The sequence below is a fragment of the Pseudomonas sp. BS3782 TE3695 genome, from assembly GCF_050435305.1.
Classification (GTDB): Bacteria; Pseudomonadota; Gammaproteobacteria; order Pseudomonadales; family Pseudomonadaceae; genus Aquipseudomonas.
Genome location: NZ_JBNDKB010000001.1, coordinates 4,626,084 through 4,646,953, shown reverse-complemented (window position 1 = coordinate 4,646,953; position 20,870 = coordinate 4,626,084). Strand labels below are relative to the sequence as shown.

At 60.8% G+C, this 20,870-nt stretch carries 20 protein-coding genes; 9 read left to right on the top strand and 11 right to left on the bottom strand.

Annotated features, from left to right (window positions below; translation table 11 throughout):
* The first annotated feature begins 11 nt into the window (after window positions 1-11).
* The 9 genes from ABH909_RS20855 (at window position 12) to ABH909_RS20815 (ending at window position 11,511) form a co-directional block, all read left to right on the top strand.
* Entirely contained in the window at window positions 12-1,355 is a 1,344-nt protein-coding gene (locus ABH909_RS20855) for a coproporphyrinogen III oxidase (RefSeq protein WP_429436573.1), read from the top strand.
* A 22-nt stretch (window positions 1,356-1,377) separates the two neighbouring features.
* Complete coding sequence (hemN, locus tag ABH909_RS20850) at window positions 1,378-2,766, top strand: oxygen-independent coproporphyrinogen III oxidase (RefSeq protein ID WP_429436570.1); 1,389 nt, start codon at window positions 1,378-1,380, stop codon at window positions 2,764-2,766.
* A 109-nt stretch (window positions 2,767-2,875) separates the two neighbouring features.
* Window positions 2,876-5,056: a transcriptional regulator NosR gene (gene nosR, locus ABH909_RS20845; protein WP_429436568.1), complete on the top strand. Its 2,181-nt coding sequence runs from the start codon at window positions 2,876-2,878 to the stop codon at window positions 5,054-5,056.
* 53 nt (window positions 5,057-5,109) lie between these two features.
* Window positions 5,110-7,032 carry a TAT-dependent nitrous-oxide reductase gene (gene nosZ / locus ABH909_RS20840; RefSeq protein ID WP_429440022.1) on the top strand — a complete coding sequence of 641 codons (1,923 nt, stop codon included), beginning with the start codon at window positions 5,110-5,112 and terminating at the stop codon, window positions 7,030-7,032.
* A 27-nt stretch (window positions 7,033-7,059) separates the two neighbouring features.
* Window positions 7,060-8,346: a nitrous oxide reductase family maturation protein NosD gene (locus ABH909_RS20835; protein WP_429436565.1), complete on the top strand. Its 1,287-nt coding sequence runs from the start codon at window positions 7,060-7,062 to the stop codon at window positions 8,344-8,346.
* Entirely contained in the window at window positions 8,343-9,266 is a 924-nt protein-coding gene (locus ABH909_RS20830) for an ABC transporter ATP-binding protein (protein ID WP_429436562.1), read from the top strand. The genes ABH909_RS20835 and ABH909_RS20830 overlap by 4 nt, the downstream gene beginning before the upstream one ends.
* Complete coding sequence (locus ABH909_RS20825) at window positions 9,263-10,093, top strand: ABC transporter permease (RefSeq protein ID WP_429436559.1); 831 nt, start codon at window positions 9,263-9,265, stop codon at window positions 10,091-10,093. Before ABH909_RS20830 ends, ABH909_RS20825 begins: the two co-directional genes overlap by 4 nt.
* Window positions 10,094-10,124: 31 nt before the next feature.
* Window positions 10,125-10,652 (top strand): nitrous oxide reductase accessory protein NosL, encoded by a 528-nt coding sequence (locus ABH909_RS20820; RefSeq protein ID WP_429436556.1) that lies wholly within the window; start codon window positions 10,125-10,127, stop codon window positions 10,650-10,652.
* A 115-nt stretch (window positions 10,653-10,767) separates the two neighbouring features.
* Complete coding sequence (locus ABH909_RS20815) at window positions 10,768-11,511, top strand: SDR family NAD(P)-dependent oxidoreductase (RefSeq protein ID WP_429436553.1); 744 nt, start codon at window positions 10,768-10,770, stop codon at window positions 11,509-11,511.
* Between the two features lie 186 nt (window positions 11,512-11,697).
* On the opposite strand, the gene ABH909_RS20810 is transcribed toward ABH909_RS20815, so the two are convergent.
* From ABH909_RS20810 to ABH909_RS20760, 11 genes are all read right to left on the bottom strand, one after another.
* Window positions 11,698-13,191, bottom strand: a complete 1,494-nt coding sequence (locus tag ABH909_RS20810; RefSeq protein WP_429436551.1) for a cytochrome D1 domain-containing protein — start codon at window positions 13,189-13,191, stop codon at window positions 11,698-11,700.
* Window positions 13,188-14,027, bottom strand: coding sequence for a uroporphyrinogen-III C-methyltransferase (gene cobA, locus ABH909_RS20805; protein ID WP_008075018.1), 840 nt, complete (start codon window positions 14,025-14,027; stop codon window positions 13,188-13,190). The genes ABH909_RS20810 and cobA overlap by 4 nt, the downstream gene beginning before the upstream one ends.
* A gap of 70 nt (window positions 14,028-14,097) precedes the next feature.
* On the bottom strand, window positions 14,098-15,276 hold the full coding sequence (gene nirJ / locus ABH909_RS20800; RefSeq protein WP_429436549.1) for a heme d1 biosynthesis radical SAM protein NirJ: 1,179 nt from the start codon (window positions 15,274-15,276) through the stop codon (window positions 14,098-14,100).
* Window positions 15,277-15,300: 24 nt separating this feature from the next.
* A complete protein-coding gene (locus tag ABH909_RS20795) occupies window positions 15,301-15,804 on the bottom strand; it encodes a nitrite reductase (RefSeq protein WP_429436546.1) in 504 nt (167 codons plus the stop codon).
* On the bottom strand, window positions 15,779-16,222 hold the full coding sequence (locus ABH909_RS20790; RefSeq protein WP_123494260.1) for an Lrp/AsnC family transcriptional regulator: 444 nt from the start codon (window positions 16,220-16,222) through the stop codon (window positions 15,779-15,781). Before ABH909_RS20790 ends, ABH909_RS20795 begins: the two co-directional genes overlap by 26 nt.
* Window positions 16,215-16,730 (bottom strand): AsnC family protein, encoded by a 516-nt coding sequence (locus ABH909_RS20785; RefSeq protein ID WP_429436544.1) that lies wholly within the window; start codon window positions 16,728-16,730, stop codon window positions 16,215-16,217. Before ABH909_RS20785 ends, ABH909_RS20790 begins: the two co-directional genes overlap by 8 nt.
* Window positions 16,727-17,185 (bottom strand): Lrp/AsnC family transcriptional regulator, encoded by a 459-nt coding sequence (locus ABH909_RS20780; RefSeq protein WP_429436542.1) that lies wholly within the window; start codon window positions 17,183-17,185, stop codon window positions 16,727-16,729. The genes ABH909_RS20785 and ABH909_RS20780 overlap by 4 nt, the downstream gene beginning before the upstream one ends.
* Window position 17,186: 1 nt before the next feature.
* On the bottom strand, window positions 17,187-18,365 hold the full coding sequence (locus ABH909_RS20775; protein ID WP_429436539.1) for a cytochrome D1 domain-containing protein: 1,179 nt from the start codon (window positions 18,363-18,365) through the stop codon (window positions 17,187-17,189).
* Window positions 18,362-18,688 carry a c-type cytochrome gene (locus ABH909_RS20770; protein WP_008075032.1) on the bottom strand — a complete coding sequence of 109 codons (327 nt, stop codon included), beginning with the start codon at window positions 18,686-18,688 and terminating at the stop codon, window positions 18,362-18,364. The genes ABH909_RS20775 and ABH909_RS20770 overlap by 4 nt, the downstream gene beginning before the upstream one ends.
* Window positions 18,689-18,704: 16 nt before the next feature.
* Entirely contained in the window at window positions 18,705-19,019 is a 315-nt protein-coding gene (locus ABH909_RS20765; protein WP_429436536.1) for a c-type cytochrome, read from the bottom strand.
* 24 nt (window positions 19,020-19,043) lie between these two features.
* Complete coding sequence (locus ABH909_RS20760; RefSeq protein ID WP_429436534.1) at window positions 19,044-20,735, bottom strand: cytochrome D1 domain-containing protein; 1,692 nt, start codon at window positions 20,733-20,735, stop codon at window positions 19,044-19,046.
* Between the last annotated feature and the right edge of the window lie 135 nt (window positions 20,736-20,870).

Below are 20,870 nucleotides of genomic sequence, written 5' to 3'. Positions count from 1 at the left end.
GGAGACCTGTCATGCTCGATTTTTCTCACGCCCCCGGCGAGCTGATCGCTCGGTGCGATCAGGGCGTACTCGACCCCAACTGTCATGCCGATACGCAAAAGTTTCATGACGGCATTGGCTCCCTGGATTTGCTCCGTGCCTTGCGCGTCAGCCGCCAGAAACGACGCCCGATCGCCCTGAACGTGCAACTGCCTTCCCGGCTCAAGCCATCCTTTTGTTCCCCGCGCGATGCCTGCGAACATGGCGACATCGAACAGTACCTCCAGCGCCTGGAACACGAGATCGACCTCGTCGGTTGCCACCTGAGTTCGGAGCAGCGGGTCGAACAATTTCATCTGGGCGGCGGAACACCCACCAGCGCTCATCTCGAGCGGCTGATGGGGCGTCTGCGCAGTCGGTTCAACTTTCTCGAACATGAGTGCGGCGATTACAGCGTTGACGTCGACCTTCACCATACCGATTGGACGACCATGGGCGCGCTACGGGGCCAGGGATTCAATCATGTCAGCATCGGTGTTCCGGATATCGACAGCGACTGTGGCATGTCGGTGGCCTGCTACCAGAACCCGGCCCCCGTTCATTCACTGATCGATGCCGCCCGTACCTTTGGTTATCGATCCATCAACGTCGATCTGGGTTTTGGTCATGCCTGGCAAACGCCAGAAAGCTTCGCGCTGAAACTGACGACCATTATCGAGCTGGAGCCGGACAGGCTGATGGTGTTCGACTATGCCCGGCCACCACGCCGCTATCGGCCAAAACTCGGCGACAAGGTCAGGGAACTGTGCAGCCAGGACGATAAAGGCGCGATGCGCCAGATCGCCTTCGAACAGTTGATGGGCGCAGGGTATCACTACATCGGTATGGGCCAGTTTATGCGGCCCGATGATGATCTGGCGATCGCTCAGGAGCGGGGCCAGTTGCGTCGCACCTGTGACGGTTTTACCCGTCACGGCTATTGCGACCATATCGGCTTCGGTTTGGGGGCTATCAGTCAGATCGACGATTTGTACACGCAAAACACCGACGCAATCGAGCGCTATCAGCAGCAACTGGACCGGGGCCAATTGCCGACGTCTCGTGGCTGGCGTTTCGAGGCGGGGGATCAGATACGGCACATGGTCATGGAGCGTCTGGCCTGTGATCAAGAGCTGGATATCCGCGCCATCGAGCGGCGCTATGGGCTGATTTTCCATCAGTATTTTTCATCTGTCTGGCCATTGCTGGAGCAATTGAGTCGTGAGGGGTTGATTGAATTGTCGGACCGTTTCATCAGCATTCTTCCCACCGGCCGGCCGGAAGTGGATGCCATCTGCAACCTGTTTGAAAAGGATTCGGGCAGTGCAAGGCATTAACCCACCTGCGAGTTGATTGATCATGAAATCTGCATTCGATTTCGATCGAGCCCTGGTCGAAAAATATGACCGCCCAGGGCCGCGTTATACCTCTTACCCCACGGCGCCGCAGTTCCATCAGGCGTTTGCCGTCGACGACTACCAGCGTGCCGCCTCCGACAGTAACCTGGCGACGGTGCCCAAGCCGTTGTCGGTGTATATCCATATTCCGTTCTGCAAGAGCCTTTGCTACTACTGCGCCTGCAACAAAATAATTACCCGGAAAACCCATCGGGCCGTCGAATACCTGACGTACCTCAAACGTGAAATCGCCATGCAGGCGGCGTTGTTCGACAGCACGCGCAAACTCACGCAACTGCACCTGGGCGGGGGCACGCCGACGTATTTAACCCGTGAACAGCTCGCGGATCTGATGGACTGCCTGCACCAGGCGTTCGACATGGACGACAGCGATGACCATGAGTTTTCCATCGAGGTCGATCCGCGCACCATCAACACCGAGCAGATTCAGTCGCTGCGTCAATTGGGCTTTAACCGCTTGAGTTTCGGCGTGCAGGACTTCGATCCCGATGTGCAGGCGGCGGTCAATCGCCAGCAAAGTGAAGAACAGATTTACGCGCTTGTCGTAGCGGCACGTGAGGCGCAATTCAAGTCGATCAGCGTCGATCTGATTTACGGCCTGCCACTGCAAACCGTGAACAGTTTCGACGTCACCCTCGGCAAGATCATTGCCCTGCGTCCGGACCGGATTGCCGCCTACAGCTATGCCCATTTACCCGAGCTGGTGCGCGCGCAACGGCTGATTCGCCCGGCGGACATGCCGCCACCGGAGCGCAAGCTGGAGTTGCTGGAGTTGACCATCCGCCGCCTGACCGAGGCCGGTTATGTCTATATCGGCATGGACCATTTCGCCTTGCCGGACGACGAACTGGCGCTGGCCCGCACCCATGGCACTCTGCAACGCAATTTTCAGGGCTACTCGACCCATGCCGATTGCGACTTGATCGGCCTTGGGGTGTCTTCGATCGGTAAGGTTGGCGACAGCTACAGCCAGAGCGTCAAGGAGCTTTCGCAATACTACGCCCGTATCGATCAAGGCTTGTTGCCGGTGCATCGTGGTTATCGCTTGAGCGCCGACGATCTGCTGCGCCGTGAAGTGATCAGTGACTTGATGTGCCACGGGCGGATCGATTTCGCCAAGTTCGAAGCGGGTTATGGCATTTGCTTCACCGAGTATTTTGCCGATGCGCTGGCGCAACTGGACGAGCAGGTGCATGACGGACTGTTGCAGATTCACAGCGATGAGTTGGTGCTGTTGCCGCAAGGGCATTTGATGATGCGCAGTGCCGCGATGGCATTTGACGCCTATCTGGGAGGGGAGCAAAAAGGCCGGTTTTCCCGCACCGTTTGAAGCGTCGGGACGCTTGGCTCGAGGAATTTTATCGAGTTGATTTCAATCAAGGGCGAGGCACACAGCGCTCCCTAACATGGCCGCAAGCCCCTTTGAAATCAGCGAATTCATGACAATCCATCAGCCTTCGACACCTGGCAATCCGCGCATCTGGAGCGTCGGGCTGGCGGTGATGGTCTTGCTGATGATCGCCGCGTTCGCGACGGTGCAGGCCAAGTCATACGGCGACATCGAGCAGCAGCGCATCGAGAAAGTCTTCCCGCAAACCGATTCAATCTCCGCAGCCGAAGGCACATTCAAGGTGCGCACGCTGTCGGCGGCCGGCAAGGTCATCGGGTATGTGTTCCAGAGCCTGGATGTGGTGGATATTCCGGCCTACTCGGGCAAGCCGATCAACACCCAGGTGATCCTCGACACCGCCGGAGTGATTCGGGACGCCTATGTGCTGGAGCACCACGAACCGATTCTGCTGATCGGCATCCCCGAAGAAAAACTCCACGGTTTCAGCGCCCGATACAAAGGGATCAAGGTCAGCCAACGGGTAGTCGTCGGGCATTCCAGCGACCCGAGCGCGGTCACCGTGGATGCCATCGCCGGCGCAACCGTCACCGCCATGGTGGTCAATGAAGTCATCATGCGTGCCGCCCATGAGGTGGCCGTATCGTTGAAGCTGATTGAGGACAGGGGCGGGGTGGTGAACAAGCCCGCCACCGTGCGCCAGGATTTCTACGAGCCCGCCACCTGGGAGCAGCTGACCGGTAACGGCGCCATTCGCCGGTTGAACCTGACCCGTGGACAAGTCGATGCCGCCTTCAAGGGCACCGAAGCCGAAGGCGTCGACAACGCCGGCCCGGATCAAGTCGATGACACCTTTATCGAGCTGTACACCGCCGACTTGAACCCACCGACCATTGGCCGCGCGCTGCTGGGCGACAATCAATATCGCTTCCTCATGCAGGAACTCAAACCTGGCGAGCAGGCCATCGTGGTGCTGGGGCGTGGGCTGTTTTCCTATAAAGGCTCGGGTTATGTGCGCGGCGGGATTTTCGATCGGGTGCAATTGCGCCAGTTCGGCAACGTCATCAGCTTTCGCGACATGGACCATCAGCGGCTCTCCGACGTGTTTGCCAAGGGCATGCCCGAGTTCACTGAAATGTCGGTGTTCATTGTGCGCAAACCGGTGGGGTTCGACCCGGGATCGCCCTGGTCCCTGGAACTCCTTGTGCGGCGTCAGACGGGACCGGTCAGCGGCACCTTCAGCAGCTTCGAACTGCCTTATCAACTGCCCGAACCCTACCTTGAGCGACCTGCGCCAACTGCCGAAGAACGGGCGGCCATCGAGGAAGCCAGCCGGCCGATGTGGTTGAACATCTGGTACCAGAAACACTTCCAGATCGCCGTCCTCGCGAGCGCGTTGTTGCTGCTGACGGCCATCCTGTTTCTGCAAGACAAACTCACCCGCCGGCCACGCTTTCTGCACTGGCTGCGTCGTGGTTACTTGCTCTTTACCGTGGTCTTTCTGGGCTGGTATGCCCTGGGGCAGTTGTCGGTGGTCAATGTCCTGACCTTTGTGCATGCGCTGTTCGAGCACTTTCGCTGGGAGCTATTTCTCACCGATCCATTGATCTTCATGCTCTGGGTCTTCACTGCCGCGAGCATCCTGCTGTGGGGCCGTGGTGTGTTCTGCGGCTGGCTGTGCCCGTTCGGCGCCTTGCAAGAGCTGATCAACGAAGCCGCGCGCAAGTTGAAAATTCCCCAGTACGAATTGCCGTTTGCGGTGCATGAGCGGCTGTGGGCGATCAAATACATCATCTTGCTCCTGCTTTTCGGCATCTCCCTGGAATCGATGTCTACCGCCGAGCTGTTCGCCGAGGTGGAACCCTTCAAAACCGCCATCACCCTCAAGTTCGACCGCCAGTGGTGGTTCGTGCTCTACGCGGTGGCGCTGCTGGTGATCAACATTTTCACGCGCAAAGTCTATTGCCGCTACATCTGCCCCTTGGGTGCAGCGCTGGCGATCCCGACCAAATTGCGCTTGTTCGACTGGCTCAAGCGCCGCCAGGAATGCGGCAGCCCCTGCCAGTTGTGCGCCAAGGAATGCGAGATCCAGGCGATTCACCCTGATGGCCGGATCAATGCCAACGAGTGTCACTACTGCCTCGATTGCCAGATGACCTACCACAACGAAGACAAATGCCCGCCGCTGATCAACAAGCGCAAGAAGCGCGGCAAACCGGCACCGGTGGCGGTTCAGCTGATACCTGTCGTGGAAGTGACCGCTCTGGAATGAACCCCGCGAGCACCTGTCCGCAGTGACCGTTTTTATCCCTTCAAGGAGAACACCTGATGAACGACACAGAATCCAAAAAAACCACTGAAGTGCCGGAACCGACCGGCCTCAGTCGTCGCGGTTTCCTGGGCACCAGCGCAGTGACCGGTGCGGTACTGGCGGGTGCGACGACGTTGGGCGGCGCAGTGTTCAGCCGCGAGTCGTGGGCCGCGGCGGTCAAGGATGCGCAGGCGAAAATCCATGTCGGCCCCGGTGAGCTGGACGAATATTACGGCTTCTGGAGCGGCGGTCATCAGGGCGAAGTGCGGGTGCTCGGCGTGCCATCGATGCGTGAGTTGATGCGTATTCCGGTGTTCAACGTCGATTCGGCCACCGGTTGGGGCCTGACCAACGAAAGCAAACGGATCCTGGGCGACAGTGCAAAGTTCCAGAACGGCGATTGCCATCACCCGCATATCTCCATGACCGATGGCAAGTACGACGGCAAATACCTGTTCATCAACGACAAGGCCAACTCCCGGGTCGCGCGCATCCGCCTGGACATCATGAAGTGCGACAAAATCCTCACCGTGCCGAACGTGCAGGCCATCCACGGCCTGCGTCTGCAAAAAGTGCCCTACACCAAGTACGTGTTCGCCAATGCTGAATTCGTCATCCCGCACCCCAATGACGGCCGCACGTTCGATCTGCAAGACAAGAACAGCTTCACCCTGTTCAACGCCATCGATGCCGAGAAAATGGAGATGGCGTTCCAGGTCATTGTCGACGGCAACCTGGACAACTCCGACGCCGATTACACCGGCAAGTACGCCGCGTCCACCTGCTACAACTCGGAGAAGGCTTACGACCTTGGCGGCATGATGCGCAACGAGCGCGACTGGGTCGTGGTGTTCAACATCCCGCGCATCGAGGCTGCGATCAAGGCCGGCAAGTTCATCACCCTGGAAGACTCGAAAGTGCCGGTGGTCGACGGTCGTAAAACCGACGGCAAGGACTCCGAGTTCACTCGCTACATTCCGGTGCCGAAGAACCCCCACGGCCTCAACACCTCATCCGATGGCAAGTACTTCATTGCCAACGGCAAGCTGTCGCCAACGGTATCGATGATTGCCATCGACCGGCTGGACGACCTGTTCGCCGATAAATTCAAGGACCCGCGCGAGGTCATCGTCGCCGAGCCGGAACTGGGCCTGGGGCCGTTGCACACCACCTTCGATGGTCGCGGCAACGCCTACACCACGCTGTTCATCGACAGCCAGGTGGTGAAGTGGAACATGGAAGAAGCGATACGCGCCTACAAGGGCGAGAAGGTCAATTACATCAAGCAGAAGCTCGACGTGCATTACCAGCCCGGGCATAACCACGCCTCGCTGACCGAAACCAGTGAAGCGGACGGCAAGTGGCTGGTGGTGTTGTGCAAATTCTCCAAGGACCGCTTCCTGCCGACCGGGCCGCTGCACCCGGAGAACGACCAACTGATCGATATTTCCGGCGATGAAATGAAGCTGGTGCATGACGGCCCTGCGTTTGCCGAACCCCACGATTGCATCCTGGCGCGCCGGGACCAGATCAAGACCCAAAAGATCTGGAACCGCAACGACCCGTTCTTCGCCGCCACCGTTGAGCTGGCCAAGAAAGACGGGATCAACCTGGAGACCGACAACAAGGTCATCCGCGACGGCAATCAGGTGCGGGTCTACATGACCTCCATGGCCCCGGCCTATGGGCTGACCGAGTTCACGGTCAAGCAGGGCAACGAGGTTACCGTGATCATCACCAACATCGACCAGATCGAGGACGTGTCCCACGGTTTCGTCATGACCAACCATGGCGCCAGCATGGAGATCAGCCCGCAGCAAACCTCGTCCATCACCTTTACCGCCGACAAGGCCGGCCTGCATTGGTACTACTGCAGCTGGTTCTGCCATGCGCTGCACATGGAAATGGTCGGCCGCATGAAGGTCGAGCGGACCTGACAGTTGCCAATCGACGGGAGCGGGCCGATGACCGATATCAAGCGCACTCCGATCAAGGTCGCGTTTGCGCTCCTGCTGATATCCGGCAGCGCGCTGGCGGTGCAACCCATCACCACATTGCCGTTGCGGGTTGACGCTGAACAACGCTGGCACTTGCCGGCGGGCGAGTACGCTGGCTCGTTCAGCGTCGATCAACCGATGCAGATTCTCTGCGAGCCCGGCGCGGTGTTTCAGGCGCAAGGGCAGGGTAATGGGGTGATCGTCAGCGCGCCCGATGTGCGGATCGAGGGCTGTACCTTTCTGGACTGGGGGCACGACCTCACGGCCATGAATGCGGCGGTGTTCCTCCAGCCCACGGCCCGTGGCGCGGTGATCAAAGGCAATCGCCTGCAAGGCGAGGGTTTCGGTATCTGGGTCGACGGGACGCAGGATGCGAGCCTGATCGATAACAACATTCAGGGGGATTCGGCGCTGCGTTCTCAGGATCGCGGCAACGGTATTCACTTGTATGCGGTGCATGGCGCCAAGGTCATCGGCAACCAGGTACGCGATACCCGCGATGGCATCTACATCGACACTTCCAACGGCAACCTGCTGCAGGGCAACACCCTGGAAGACCTGCGTTACGGCGTGCATTACATGTTCGCCAATGACAACCGGCTGATCGGCAATACCACCCGTCGCACCCGCACCGGCTACGCCCTGATGCAAAGCCGCAAGCTCACGGTGATCGGCAACCGCTCCGAACAGGATCAGAACTACGGCATCCTGATGAACTACATCACCTATTCAACCTTGCGCGACAACTTCGTCACGGACGTGCGCGACGGCTCGACCGGCGACAGCATGATCAGCGGCGCCGAGGGCAAGGCATTGTTCATCTACAACTCGCTGTTCAACAGCATCGAACACAACCACTTCGAGCACAGTGCCGTGGGCATTCACCTCACCGCCGGCTCCGAAGACAACCGCATCGCCGACAACGCCTTTGTCGGCAACCAACGGCAGGTCAAATACGTCGCCACCCGCTTGCAGGAATGGTCGGCGGATGGCCGGGGCAATTATTGGAGCGATTACCTGGGCTGGGATCGCAACAACGATGGCCTGGGCGATGTCGCCTATGAACCCAACGACAACGTCGACCGCCTGCTGTGGCTGTACCCGCAGGTGCGGCTGTTGATGAACAGCCCCGGGATCGAATTGCTGCGCTGGGTGCAACGGGCTTTCCCGGTGATGAAGTCGCCGGGCATTTTGGACAGCCATCCGCTGATGAATCCCACCACCCGACCCCTGACCCAGGAGCCCACCGCATGAACGTCATCGACATGGAAGGCGTCAGCCAGCGCTATGGGTACACCACCGTGTTGCATCAACTGAACCTGAGCCTGGGCGAAGGCGAAGTGCTGGGCTTGTTCGGGCACAACGGAGCGGGCAAGACCACCAGCATGAAACTGGTGCTCGGTCTGCTTCAGGCCAGTGAAGGGCAGGTCAGGGTGTTCGGCCGCACGCCCAGTGATCCGCAGGTTCGGCGTTTGCTCGGCTATTTACCGGAGAACGTGACCTTCTATCCGCAGATGAGCGGCCTGGAGACCTTGCGGCATTTCGCCCGACTCAAAGGCGCAGCGCCCGCGCAGGTGGACGTGCTGCTGGAGGAAGTCGGCCTGGCGGGCGCGGCGCATCGACGAGTCAAGACCTATTCCAAAGGCATGCGCCAGCGCCTGGGACTGGCGCAAGCCTTGCTCGGCGAGCCGCGTTTATTGCTGCTCGACGAACCGACCGTCGGCCTCGATCCGATCGCCACTCAAGACCTCTATCGGTTACTCGACCGGCTGCGCAGCCAGGGCACCAGCATCATTCTCTGTTCCCACGTATTGCCGGGGGTCGAGGCGCATATCAACCGTGCAGCGATTTTGACCCAGGGGCGCCTGCTGGCCCTCGGCAGTCTGCGCAGCCTGCGCGAGGAAGCCGGGTTGCCGACGCTGATTCGCGCCAACGGGCTCAAGCACGCCGGGCCGTTGCAGCGATCCTGGAACAACGCCGGGCATGTCACTCAGCGCTGGGGCATGGAGGGCCTTGAAGTGGCTGCGCTCAATGGCAACAAACTGGACCTGTTGCGCCAACTGCTCAATGAACACGAGCCGGCTGACGTGGAAATCGACCCACCGTCCCTGGAGGACATCTACCGCTATTACATGGGCCGGGCCGGTGCGACCCCCAGTGGAGAGACCGTATGAACCCGATCTGGAACATGGCCCGCAAGGAATTCAATGACGGTTTGCGCAACCGCTGGTTGTTGGCGATCAGCCTATTGTTCGCGGTGTTAGCGACCGGCATCGCCTGGTTGGGGGCTGCGGCCTCCGGGCAATTGGGCTTCACTTCGGTGCCTGCGACCGTCGCCAGCCTGGCCAGCCTGGCGACGTTCCTGATGCCGTTGATTGCCTTGCTGCTGGCCTATGACGCCATCGTCGGCGAAGACGAAAGCGGCACGTTGCTGCTGTTGCTGACCTATCCGTTGGGGCGCGGGCACATTCTGCTCGGCAAGTTCGTCGGCCACGGATTGATCCTGGCGCTGGCGACCCTCATCGGTTTCGGCTGCGCGATGCTTGCGATTGCGGTGCTGGTGGAGAACGTCGAACTGAACCTGCTGCTCTGGGCGTTTGGACGATTCATGCTGTCGTCGACGTTACTGGGCTGGGGTTTTCTAGGGTTGGCCTATGTGCTGAGCAGTGTGTCTGCCGAGAAATCCACCGCCGCCGGGCTGGCGCTGGGGGTGTGGTTCTTCTTCGTGCTGGTGTTCGACCTGGCGCTGTTGGCACTGCTGGTGCTCAGCGAAGGGCAGTTCAACCCGAAGGTGCTGCCGTGGTTACTGCTGCTCAATCCCGCCGATGTCTATCGCTTGATCAATCTCTCCGGTTTCGAGCCCGGTGCCGGTAGTGCTGGTGTGCTGACCCTGGGCAGCGATTTGCCTGTGCCGGGCTCGATGCTCTGGTTGTGCCTGTTGCTGTGGGTGGCGGTGCCTTTGGGCTTGGCCTGGTTGCTGTTCCGTCGACGGGCGACATGAATTCACACCTTGGTTTTTGGAGCATCTGACGATGAGTAATCTGTATTCGACGACGGTACGCGCCGCGGCGGGCCTGATGGTCTGTCTGCTGCTGGCGGCCTGTGACAAACCCGTGCAAGCCACCTACAGCGACGCCGCCACTGCTTTCCATCCCAGTGATGAATGCCATGTTTGCGGCATGATCATCGACGGCTTCCCCGGGCCCAAGGGCGAAGTGGTCGAGCGCAGCGGCACCAAGAAATTCTGCTCCACGGCGGAGATGATCGGTTGGTGGCTGCAACCGGAAAATCATCATGGTGACGCCCGGTTGTATGTCCACGACATGGGCCGCAGCCCGTGGAACGCACCCAACGATGCCCACCTGATCGATGCCAAGGATGCGTTTTACGTGGTCGGCACCCAGCTCAAAGGCGCCATGGGCGTAGTGCTTGCGTCTTTCTCCAGCCAACAGGCTGCGCAAAAGCTGGCCGCCGACCAGGGCGGTCGTGTGCTGCGTTTCAGCGAGATCGATCAGGCGGTGCTTCAGCAGCAGCCAGCGATGTCGCACTCGACTCATTGATCGACGCGCCATCGAGAAAAGTGATCGCCGTCAAGTCAGTATTTCTGCGTCTGTTCAAAGATAGGGGCTCACGACGTCCCCAGTGCTTGGCATTAACGATGCCCAGGAGAACATGATGCAAACCGAGTTTCAGGATCGTCTGGCGGTGATCACCGGTGCCAGCTCCGGGATTGGCCTGGCGTTGTGCGCCGCGCTGTTGCCGCGTGGGGTCAAGGTACTGGCGATGTCACGCACTGCCGGTGATTTGCCCGCCTTGCAGCAGATCTACGGTGAACGGCTGCAATGGTGTGCCGGGGACGTAACCTGCCAGGAAGACTTGCAAGGGCTGGCCCGGCGGGCGGCAGCGCTGGGGCGGGTGGATTATCTGGTGCCCAACGCGGGCATTGCCGAAATGGCCGACAGCCTGGATATGCCGGCCTTCCAGCGCCAATGGGCGGTCAACGGTGCGGGGGCGTTGAACACCCTGGCGGCGTTGCGCGGTGAGTTGGCGAGCCCGGCTTCGGTGGTGTTTGTCGGTAGTTTCCTGACCGGGTCGAGCTTTCCCGGTCTGGCCGCCTGCATCGCCAGCAAGGCCGCGCTGGCGGCTCAGGCACGCACATTGGCGGTGGAGTTTGCGCGTTATGACGTGCGCATCAATCTGGTCTCGCCGGGGCCGACCGCGACCTCGATGTGGGACAACCTGGGGTTGAGTGACCGTGAGCTCGATGATGTCGCTGATACTCTTGGCAAACGTCTGCTGCCCGGTCATTTTCTCGATGCGTCGGCGGTGGCTAATGTGATTATTTTTCAACTGTCCCAAGGCGCCCGGGGTGTCTATGGGCAGGATTGGAAGGTTGATAATGGATACACCTTGGGCTGAAGAGGTGAACACAAACCCTGTGGCGAGGGAGCTTGCTCCCGCTCGGCTGCGAAGCAGTCGTAAAATCAGCACCTGCGTCTAATCTGAATGTACGCGGTGACTGCTTTAAGGGCCGCTTCGCGCCCCAGCGGGAGCAAGCTCCCTCGCCACAAGTGCGATGTGTATTTCGATATTTGGGCACAAAACCTAATGCGAAGTGCCCTCCACAAACTCAATCTTGTTGCCCACGTTGTACTTGCCCGAAGGCTTGTTCATCGGAATACGCTTGATCTCTTTAAGGGTACTGCTGTCGTACACAATCAACGCGCCATCGTTGGCCCAAATACTCAAAAGCAGGTAGCGGCCATCGCGGGTGAACTCGACATGGGCGGCGGTCTTGCCGGGCATCGGGCGCAAGGTGTGGGCGATGTCCAGGGTCTGTTTGTCAATCAGGTGGATCGCATCGTTGTCCGGCCCGAAGAACACGTCAGTCCAGGCATACCGCGAGTTAACGTGACTGCGCATGAAGAACCCCGGCCCCAGGGTCGGAATTTCCTTGATCAGTTTCCAGGTCTTGAAGTCGATGACCGAGATCAGTCCCTTGCTGATGTTTGGCGTGGCGAACACCCACTCACCGTTACGTTTCCAGTAGGTTCCCGACCCAAGATGCGGCATGCCCGGCAGCGGTATGTCGGTGACCACCTTGCCACTGTCGAGGTCGATCACCTGGCCGCCCTTGGCCTTGCGCGAGGTGGCCAGCAGTTGCTTGTAGTCCGGTGAAAAGGAAAAGTCGTCCAGCACATCCTCGGCCTGGATCCGCCGTGGTTCGAAGTCCGGTGTGCCGGCGCTCGACAACTCCCAGACTTCCTTCACATCCTTGAGCGCGACGATGAAACTGTCCCGTGGCGGGGCGGTGTAGACCGCGCTGACCCGAGACGCGGTGCCGTCCTGGCCGATTACGGGGATGGTTTTGACCAGCGACAGATCGCGGGCATCGAGTATTACCAGATTGCCCGGCAGATAGTTGCCCGCCAGCACCCATCGGCCATCCTTGCTCACCGCCAGGTTGCGGGTATTGAGCCCGGCGCGGACCTCGGCGATCAGCTTCAGGTTGTGCAAGTCATACAGGCTGACCCAGCCATCGCGCGAGGCGACGTAAACGAAGCGTCCATCCGGGGAGAACTTCGGCCCGCCATGCACAGCAAAGTGCGAAGCAAACCGCGCCAGCACTGAGAAACGATCGCCGTCGAGGATGTTGATGTGATGGTCGCCGGCTTCCACCACCACAAACAGATTCAGCGGGTTGGCGCCATGCTGGGGCGTGTCGGGCAGTTTGCTGATGTCGGCGAGGATGGAATGACTGCCGCGAATGTCGTCGTTATTCCAGGTGGGTGGGTTGGCGGGTGGTTGTTGAAGGAAGCTCACCAGCGCATCGATCTGCGCGGGATTGAACACGTTGGCATACCCGGTCATCTGACTCGCGGGGCGACCATTCTGGATGACACTGCGGATTTCATCGGGTTTGATCCGGCTCAGACTCTCCGGCAGCAAGGCCGGCCCCGTACCGCCGAAACGGTTGGCGCCATGGCAGCGCTGGCAATGCTGTTGGTAGAGGTCGGCGGCCGCGTCGGAGGATGGAAGCGCCGCGCCGGCATGGGCCGCGCCGACCCATAACAATGGGGCAAGCAGCAGGCGCCTCATATCGCCACCTTACCGTGGCGTTGCAACACGGGAGCGGAGTAAAAGCGCGCCGGATATTCCTGCTGTTGGGCAGCGAACAGATCGACCACTTTGCCGATCACCGTCAGCGTCGGAATGCCCGGTGGGCAATCCAGCGCCAGGGTCGGCAACTGGTGCAGCTTGCCTCGGGCGACGTGCTGGTCGGGACGCGTGCCATTGCTGATCAGCGCCGCCGGTGTATCGGCGGCCATTCCGGCTTCGATCAAGCGCTGGGCAATAATTCCGAGGTTCGATAACCCCATATAAAACACCAGGGTCTGGCTGCTGTCGGCGAGGCTGCTCCAGGGCAATTGCAACTCACCATCGCGCTGCAAATGACCGGTGATGAAGCGGCAGGAGTTGACCAGGTCGCGATGAGTCAGCGGAATGCCGGCATAAGCGCTGCAGCCGGAAGCGGCGGTGATGCCCGGGACCACCTGGCAGTCAATGTTGCGTTGCAGCAGATACTCCAGCTCCTCGGCGCCACGGCCGAATATGAACGGGTCGCCGCCCTTGAGCCGGACCACGCGCTGCCCCGAATCGGCGAGGTCGGCGAGCAGTTCGTTGATCTGTTCCTGGGGCAGGCTGTGGCAGCCGCTGGCCTTGCCGACGTAATGCCGGGCGCAGGTGAGAGGGATCAAGGTCAGCAGCTCGGGGCTGATCAGGCGGTCGTAAACCACGGCGTCGGCCTGCATCAACAGGCTCCAGGCACGCAGGGTCAGCAAACGTGGATCACCGGGGCCGGCGCCGACCAGGGCCACTTCGCCCGGTCTGAACGGGGACGCAAGTGCGGCCGGTAAAACAATCGATGGGTGCATGTGACGTCCTTGGTTCTTCATCAGGTGGGCCGGCTCCATCCTTTGCCAGATGGCTCGCCAGGCGGGTGCTTCAGTGCATGACGCAAGGGATGGTCATTAATGGCGGCATACCGATTTCCTCATCGCTGAGATGGCAACCGGGGTCCTGCCCCCAGAGGTCACCTTCGGCCCAGGCACGGGTGCGGGTATTGCCGTTGCAGATGTTCAGCCAGCGGCATTGGCCACAACGGCCACCCACGGCGCGAGGATGCGCGCGCAGCTGCTGCAACAAGGCGTCCGGCTGGTCCAGCCAGAGCGTGCGGAACGGCGTGTGCCGGACGTTGCCCACCGAGTGCTGCCACCAGTAGGTGTCGGGATGCACTTCGCCGGTGTTGTCGATGTTGGCGATGCCGCTGCCCGACGCGTTGCCGCCCCAGGCCCGGAGCAGGTGTTCCAGGCGCGGGTAATGTTCGGGCAGATGCAGGCCCACCCATTGCAGCAAGAGAATCGCGTCGGCATCGTTGTTGCCGCTGACAAAATCGCTGTCGCGACCGTGCTCGATGTCTTCCCAGGCCTGTTCGAAGATCAACGTCATCGCTTCGCGGCTCATCTGCTGCCGGGCGTCGAGCTTGCGGCTGCGTTTGCCGCGACCGCTGTAATTGAGGTGCGACAGATAAAACTTCTGCACGTCGTACTCGCGCATCAGCGCCAGTAATTGCGGCAATTGTTGATGGTTCTCTTGGGTCAGGGTGGTGCGTAGGCCGACGCGAATACCCTGTTCACGACAGAGGCGGATCGCCCGCATGGAACTGGCGAAACTGCCCTTGAGTTGGCGGAACGCATCATGGGTGGCTTCCAGGCCATCGATGCTGATCCCGACATAATCGAAATTCGCCGCGCGGATCTGCGCAATGTTCTGCTCATCGATCAGCGTGCCGTTGGTGGACAACGCGACAAAGAAACCCTTGGTGCGGGCGTAGGCGCTGAGCACAAACAGATCCTCGCGCAACAGCGGTTCACCGCCGGAAAGAATCAGCACCTTCACCCCGGCGTCGTGCAGGTCGTCGATCACGGTCAGTGCGGCGGGCGTATCCAGTTCGTCGCGAAAGACACTGTCGGCGGACGTGGCGTAGCAGTGTTTGCAGGTCAGGTTGCAGCGCCTGAGCAGGTTCCAGATCACCACCGGCGGCCGGTTGCTGCCCGGTGGGCTGGTTCTGGGGGCAGGCGCCTGGCCGGTCAGGGCACGCAGGTATTGGCTGATCCTCAACATGCAAATCTCCTTATGAGCGCGTGTTCAGCGTGGCACTGACGGCAGCCGCAAACCGGTTTTCTTCAGGATGCGGCTGCTCACCAGCATCTCGTCGGCGACGCAGGCGTCGCCCAGCAAGTAGCGCAGGTGTTCGCGGTAGCTGTCGATTTCCTCGCGGCTGCGACCGTGGACCATGGCGAACAGGTTGTAGCGCCACGCGGTTCGTCGCGGGCGCCGATAGCAATGACTGACGAAGGGCTGCGCACCGATCAGTGCGCCGAGGCGCTGCATGTCCGTGTCGCGCACATCCCAGACCGTCATGCCGTTATAGCGATAGCCCAGGCGATAGTGGTTGGGGACGGCGGCGATGCGCCGGATGGCGCCCTCGGCCTGCAAGCGTTTGAGCAAGTCCAGGGTGGATTCGATGCTCAACTCCAGCTGTTCGGCGAGCCAGGCCCACGGGTCGTCCAGCAACGGCAGGCCGGCCTGGGTCAGCTCGATCAGACGCCGAGCGAGGGTGTCTTCAGACCGGGAAGTACAGACCGACATGGTAGGTCTCCTCTTTGGGCAAGTTGAGCAGCGGCAGGCCGGTCAGGGTTTCGATGTGCTGCAGGGTCTCGGCGATACCTTGTTCGGTCGGGCAGCCGAGCACAAACCACATGTTCCAGGCGTGTTCGCGTCGGTAGTTGTGCGCCACTTCAGGCAGTGCATGCAGTTGCTCGGCGACGTCTTCGAAACGCTCCTCCGGCACCGCCAATGCGGCAAGGGTGAAGGCGCCGCCGAGGCGTTCGATGTCGAACATCGGGCCGAATCGGGTGAGCATGCCGTCTTCCAGCAGTTCATGAAGGCGGTCGAGCAGTTCGGTACTGCTGCTCTCCAGTTCAGCGGCCAATGCCTGCCACGGGTGGCGCACCAGCGGCAGGCCCAGTTGCAGGCGGTTGATCAGCCGACGGTCGAGGTCATCCATGGGTGGAGGCTCCGGTTGGTGAGGGGGTAAAGCGTCCGCCGCACTGTTTGAATGCGTGAGTGCTGAACAGCAGTTGGTGGGGCAGGTCGCTCAGCAGGTGTTCTTCCAGCAACGCCTGGATCTGCGCTTCGACCTGCGCGCGTTGGCGCCCGTGAACCATGCAGAACAGGTTGTAGCGCCACTGCGGCAGGCGCCGCGGCCGTTGGTAGCAGAGGGTGATGCCGTGCGCCCGGCCCAGGCGTTGGCCGACTTCATCGATCAGCGCGTCCGGAACATCCAGTACCAGCATGGCGTTGGCGGTAAAGCCCAGCGCGCGATGGTTGAGCACCAAACCGATCCGGCGAAACAGCCCTTGCTCGTGCCACTGACGCATTTGCGCGAGCACCTGGTTTTCGTCGGCGTCTATCCGTTCGGCGAGGGCCTGATAGGGGCGCGATACCCGCGGCAATCCGCCTTCCAGATGCCGACGCAGCGCCAGTGCCTGTTTGGGATTCAACCCCGGTGTCATGAGCTTTCTCCCAGGGCAAAACCGAGGTCGATGCGGTAAGCAGTCAACATCGGCAGATCCAGCGGCATGAGGCCGGTGTCGTTCTCAAGTTGTTCGAGAACCCGTTCGATGTGTTGGCGATCAGGGCCGGTCAGCACAAACCATAGGTTGTAGAAATGCTCCCGCGCGTAGTTATGGTTGACTGCGGGGTATTGGCTGATGTGTTCGGCGACCTGTTGCAAGCGTTCGGCGGGCACGGCGAGGGCGGCGAGGGTGCTGGCCCCGGCGCGACTGTGTTCGAACACCGGGCCGATCCGTGAGAGGGTGCCGGCCTGATCCATTTCTTCCAGGCAAGCCATCACCTGGGCCTCGCAACAACCGAGCATCCGCGCCATCTCTTTGTAAGGTTCCGCGCACAGCGGCATGCCGTGCTGGAAGCGGTCGATCAGTTGGCGGCTGAGCAGGTCGAGGTTCATTTCAATAACCCATTTTTTGCGCGCGACTGCTGAAGAAGATGCCGCTCGGCGCGGTGGCGGGAAGGGTGCTCAGCTGCTTCAGGCTGTACGGGTCCCAGACCTGAACCTGATCGCCATCGCGTAATGACAGCCACAACTGATCGCCGCGAGCGGTGAATTCCATGTGCAGCACCGCCGGCCCTGGCCGCAGATCGGCGACCACGGCATGGGTTTCACTGTCGATGACCTGTACCCGATCGTTGTCCGGGTAGGCGAAATTGACCCACAGCTGCCGACCGTCCGGCCGCGACGTGACGAACACCGGTTGGCCAGCCACCGGGATGGCAGCGGTCTGCTTCCACGTACGCGAATCCATCACCAGCACCTGATGCCGGCCGACGGCGGGCACGAAGGCCTGGTGATCGGCGACGGCCCAGCCTTCCAGATGCGGCATTTTGTAGACGGGCAGTTTCACCTGGCCGCGTCCGTAATCACCGAGTACCCGCTGTACCCCGCGCTCGGGGTGCCAGAGGTCGAGTTGCGCCATGCCGTCTTCGCCGAACAGTCCCGCCATGTAATAGCGACCATCCGGGGTCACCAACGCGTCGTAGGGTTGCTGGCCGATGTCGGTGAAACGGCTGATTTGCGGCGTGTTGCCCTGACTGAAATCGGCGCTCCAGATCTCGCCGGTATCGAACAGGCTGAACACAAACCGCTGACCGGGCGCATCGACCAGGCCGACCACCCGTGAGCGCTTGCTGCCATCGGCCAGGGGCGTGGCCGGAATATCGGCCACCAGTTGCAGGTTTTCGGCCTCGAACACCTTAACCCCGCCGGGCACGTAGTTGGACACGGCGATGAGTTTGCCGTCCTGACTGATCGCGCCGCCGATGCTGTTGCCGCCCTGTATCAGCCGTTGATCGATGCGTTGGGTCAGCAGGTCGATCTTGCTCAGCCCGCCGTCGCGGCCGAACACATAGGCATAACGCTGATCGCGGGAAAACACCACCGAGGCATGGGACAAATCGCCCAAACCCTCGAGTCGGACCAGTGCCGTGCGGGTGGCGCTTTCGATGATTTGCACGCTACCGGTGGCGCGCTCCACCACCACCCCCAGATCGCCGGTACCACGCAACGGTGGCTGAGCACACGCGGACAACAACAGCCCGGTCGCCGCTATAAGCAGGGTTGATCGGATCATGGTGCGGGATATCCCTGGAGAAGAAGATCGACCAGCCAACGGATGTCATCCGGGCTGAGCAGCGGTGCCCAACCGGGCATCGCGGTGCCGGGCCGGCCTTGGCTGACGGTGGCTATCAGGCTGTCCCTGGACTTGCCCGCCAGTGTTGCGCGGGTCAGGTCGGGACCCAGCCCGCCGGTCATGTGCAGGCCATGGCAGGCGCCGCAGTCCTGGGCCAGCAGGTGTTCGAGCTGTGCCTGACGCTTGGCGTCGGGCGCGGCAACCGTGGTTGCGCAAATGAGGAGGAGGGCCGCCAGAATCGCAGCGTGTCGATAAACCTTCATGACGCCCTCCAGTTGGCTATTTGAGACTCAGGACCCAGGTTGCAAGTGTCTTCGCTTCTTCATCCGTCACCGGGTTGGCCGGCATTGGCATCGGGCCCCAGTTGCCTTGCGTACCGTTCTTGATGTGGCTGGCCAGGGTGTCCACGGCCCCGGCCACGCCCGCGTTCTTGGCCGCGACATCCTTGAGCGCCGGGCCGACCAGCTTGGTGTCGATGGAATGGCAGGCGGCGCAGGGTTTGCTTTTGAACAGCTCCTGGCCATCTTGGGCCATGGTCGGCTGCAGGCTCAGCGCAGCGGTCAGGGCGAACAGTGAAAACAGAGTATTTTTCATGGGGATTCCTTGCATTGATGGAGCTCAATAGATGTCGTGTTGGGTGTTGTAGACGTTGAATTTCCCGGTGGGGGTGATCAGTCGCTTGTCCTTGATGACTGATTTGAGCTTCAGCGTTTTGTCGTCGATCACGACCAGCGCCGATTCCTCTGACTGACCGCTCCACACGGAGAACCAGACTTCATCGCCGGCCTTGTTGTATTCCGGCTGTACCACCCGCATGGCGCCTTGCTTGATGCCGGCGTACTCGGCGATGGGCAGCACGGTGTAGCCGGCGTCGAGTTTGTCGATGTTGAACACCGCCACCGACTGGCTCAGCTTGGCGTCGGGGTTGAGGGTGGTGTCGACATACAGGTGACGGGAATCAGGGTGGGTTTTGATAAACAGCGATCCGCCGCCCTGGCCCTTGAGGGAGGCGACCTGTTTCCAGGCGAATTGCGGGTGTTTGACCGGGTCGGTACCGATCAGGGAAATGCCGTCATCACCGAGGTGGCTGGTGGCCCAGACTGGCCCATAAGTCGGATGGTTGAAGTTGGCGCCGCGCCCCGGGTGAGGGGTTTTGCCGACCTCCACCAACGCTGCCAGCTTGCGATCTTTGGAGTCGATCACCGCGACTTTGTTGGAGTTGTTGGCGGCGGTCATGAAGTAGCGGTGGGTGCTGTCCCAACCGCCGTCATGCAGGAAGGGCGCGGCATCGATGTAGGTGATGGTGAGGTTTTTGATGTCCTGGTAATTGACCAGCATGACCTTGCCGGTTTCCTTGACGTTGACGATGAACTCCGGCCATTCGTGGGAGGCGATGATCGCTGCGACCCGGGGTTCAGGGTGATATTCCTGCTTGTCGACGGTCATGCCGCGGGTCGAGACGATCTGTTTGGGCTCCAGGGTTTCGCCATCCATGATGGTGAATTGCGGCGGCCAATAGGAGCCGGCGACGGTGTATTTGTCTTCGTAGCCCTTGAACTTGGAGGTCTCCACCGAGCGCGCCTCGATGCCCACTTTGACTTCGGCGACCTTGGTCGGCTCCACCGGCCACAGGTCGATCATGTCGATCCGCGCGTCTCGACCAATCACCAACAGGTAGCGACCCGAGGCAGAAATCCGCGAGATGTGTACCGCGTAACCGGTCTCGATCAGCTTGACGATTTTCTTGCTGTCACCGTCGATCAGGGCAATCTTGCCGTCATCGCGTAACGTCACCGAAAACAGATTGGGCAGGTTGAGTTTGCTCAGTTGCTTCTTCGGACGATCCTCAGGCTTGACCAGCACTTTCCAGGTTTTCAGCGTCTCGGCCATGCCCCATTCGGGTGGCGTCGGCGGCGCGTGCTGAATGAACTTGGCCATTGACGTGATCTGATCCTTGGTCAGCGCATTGGACGTTCCCCAATTCGGCATGCCCGCCGGTGAACCGTAGGTAATCAACGCCTCCAGAAACGGTTGCCCGCGAGACTGGGTGATGTCCGGTGTCAGTGGCTTGCCGGTGGCGCCTTTGCGCAGAACGCCGTGGCAGCCGGCGCAGCGCTGGAAGTAAATTTCCTTGGATGAGTCGAACTCGGCCTGACTCATGTCGGGCGCCCCGGCGGCTTTGACCATTAGCGGGCTGGCCGCAGCGGCAGCGGGCTCGTCGGCCCGGGCCGCATGAGTCACCGCAAGGGCCAGCGTCGAACACAATGTGGCGACAGTCAGAGCAAACGTTTTTCTATTGCTGATCAGCATTCCATTTCTCCTCAGGCAAGACCTTTGCGATGTGCTGAAACGGCAGCGCAGAACGCAGGTTCTTAGTGCCGTGCAAGGCTATGCCCGAGCAGGCCAATGCTCGCTTGACCGCGATCAAGTTTGCCGGCCATGTCA

Bases quoted from the DNA above. Each gene is read 5' to 3' on its own strand.
- ABH909_RS20855 (WP_429436573.1), top strand. From the start codon at position 12: ATGCTCGATTTTTCTCACGCCCCCGGCGAGCTGATCGCTCGGTGCGAT.
- hemN (WP_429436570.1), top strand. From the start codon at position 1,378: ATGAAATCTGCATTCGATTTCGATCGAGCCCTGGTCGAAAAATATGAC.
- nosR (WP_429436568.1), top strand. From the start codon at position 2,876: ATGACAATCCATCAGCCTTCGACACCTGGCAATCCGCGCATCTGGAGC.
- ABH909_RS20835 (WP_429436565.1), top strand. From the start codon at position 7,060: ATGACCGATATCAAGCGCACTCCGATCAAGGTCGCGTTTGCGCTCCTG.
- ABH909_RS20830 (WP_429436562.1), top strand. From the start codon at position 8,343: ATGAACGTCATCGACATGGAAGGCGTCAGCCAGCGCTATGGGTACACC.
- ABH909_RS20825 (WP_429436559.1), top strand. From the start codon at position 9,263: ATGAACCCGATCTGGAACATGGCCCGCAAGGAATTCAATGACGGTTTG.
- ABH909_RS20820 (WP_429436556.1), top strand. From the start codon at position 10,125: ATGAGTAATCTGTATTCGACGACGGTACGCGCCGCGGCGGGCCTGATG.
- ABH909_RS20815 (WP_429436553.1), top strand. From the start codon at position 10,768: ATGCAAACCGAGTTTCAGGATCGTCTGGCGGTGATCACCGGTGCCAGC.
- ABH909_RS20810 (WP_429436551.1), bottom strand. From the start codon at position 13,191: ATGAGGCGCCTGCTGCTTGCCCCATTGTTATGGGTCGGCGCGGCCCAT.
- cobA (WP_008075018.1), bottom strand. From the start codon at position 14,027: ATGCACCCATCGATTGTTTTACCGGCCGCACTTGCGTCCCCGTTCAGA.
- nirJ (WP_429436549.1), bottom strand. From the start codon at position 15,276: ATGTTGAGGATCAGCCAATACCTGCGTGCCCTGACCGGCCAGGCGCCT.
- ABH909_RS20795 (WP_429436546.1), bottom strand. From the start codon at position 15,804: ATGTCGGTCTGTACTTCCCGGTCTGAAGACACCCTCGCTCGGCGTCTG.
- ABH909_RS20790 (WP_123494260.1), bottom strand. From the start codon at position 16,222: ATGGATGACCTCGACCGTCGGCTGATCAACCGCCTGCAACTGGGCCTG.
- ABH909_RS20785 (WP_429436544.1), bottom strand. From the start codon at position 16,730: ATGACACCGGGGTTGAATCCCAAACAGGCACTGGCGCTGCGTCGGCAT.
- ABH909_RS20780 (WP_429436542.1), bottom strand. From the start codon at position 17,185: ATGAACCTCGACCTGCTCAGCCGCCAACTGATCGACCGCTTCCAGCAC.
- ABH909_RS20775 (WP_429436539.1), bottom strand. From the start codon at position 18,365: ATGATCCGATCAACCCTGCTTATAGCGGCGACCGGGCTGTTGTTGTCC.
- ABH909_RS20770 (WP_008075032.1), bottom strand. From the start codon at position 18,688: ATGAAGGTTTATCGACACGCTGCGATTCTGGCGGCCCTCCTCCTCATT.
- ABH909_RS20765 (WP_429436536.1), bottom strand. From the start codon at position 19,019: ATGAAAAATACTCTGTTTTCACTGTTCGCCCTGACCGCTGCGCTGAGC.
- ABH909_RS20760 (WP_429436534.1), bottom strand. From the start codon at position 20,735: ATGCTGATCAGCAATAGAAAAACGTTTGCTCTGACTGTCGCCACATTG.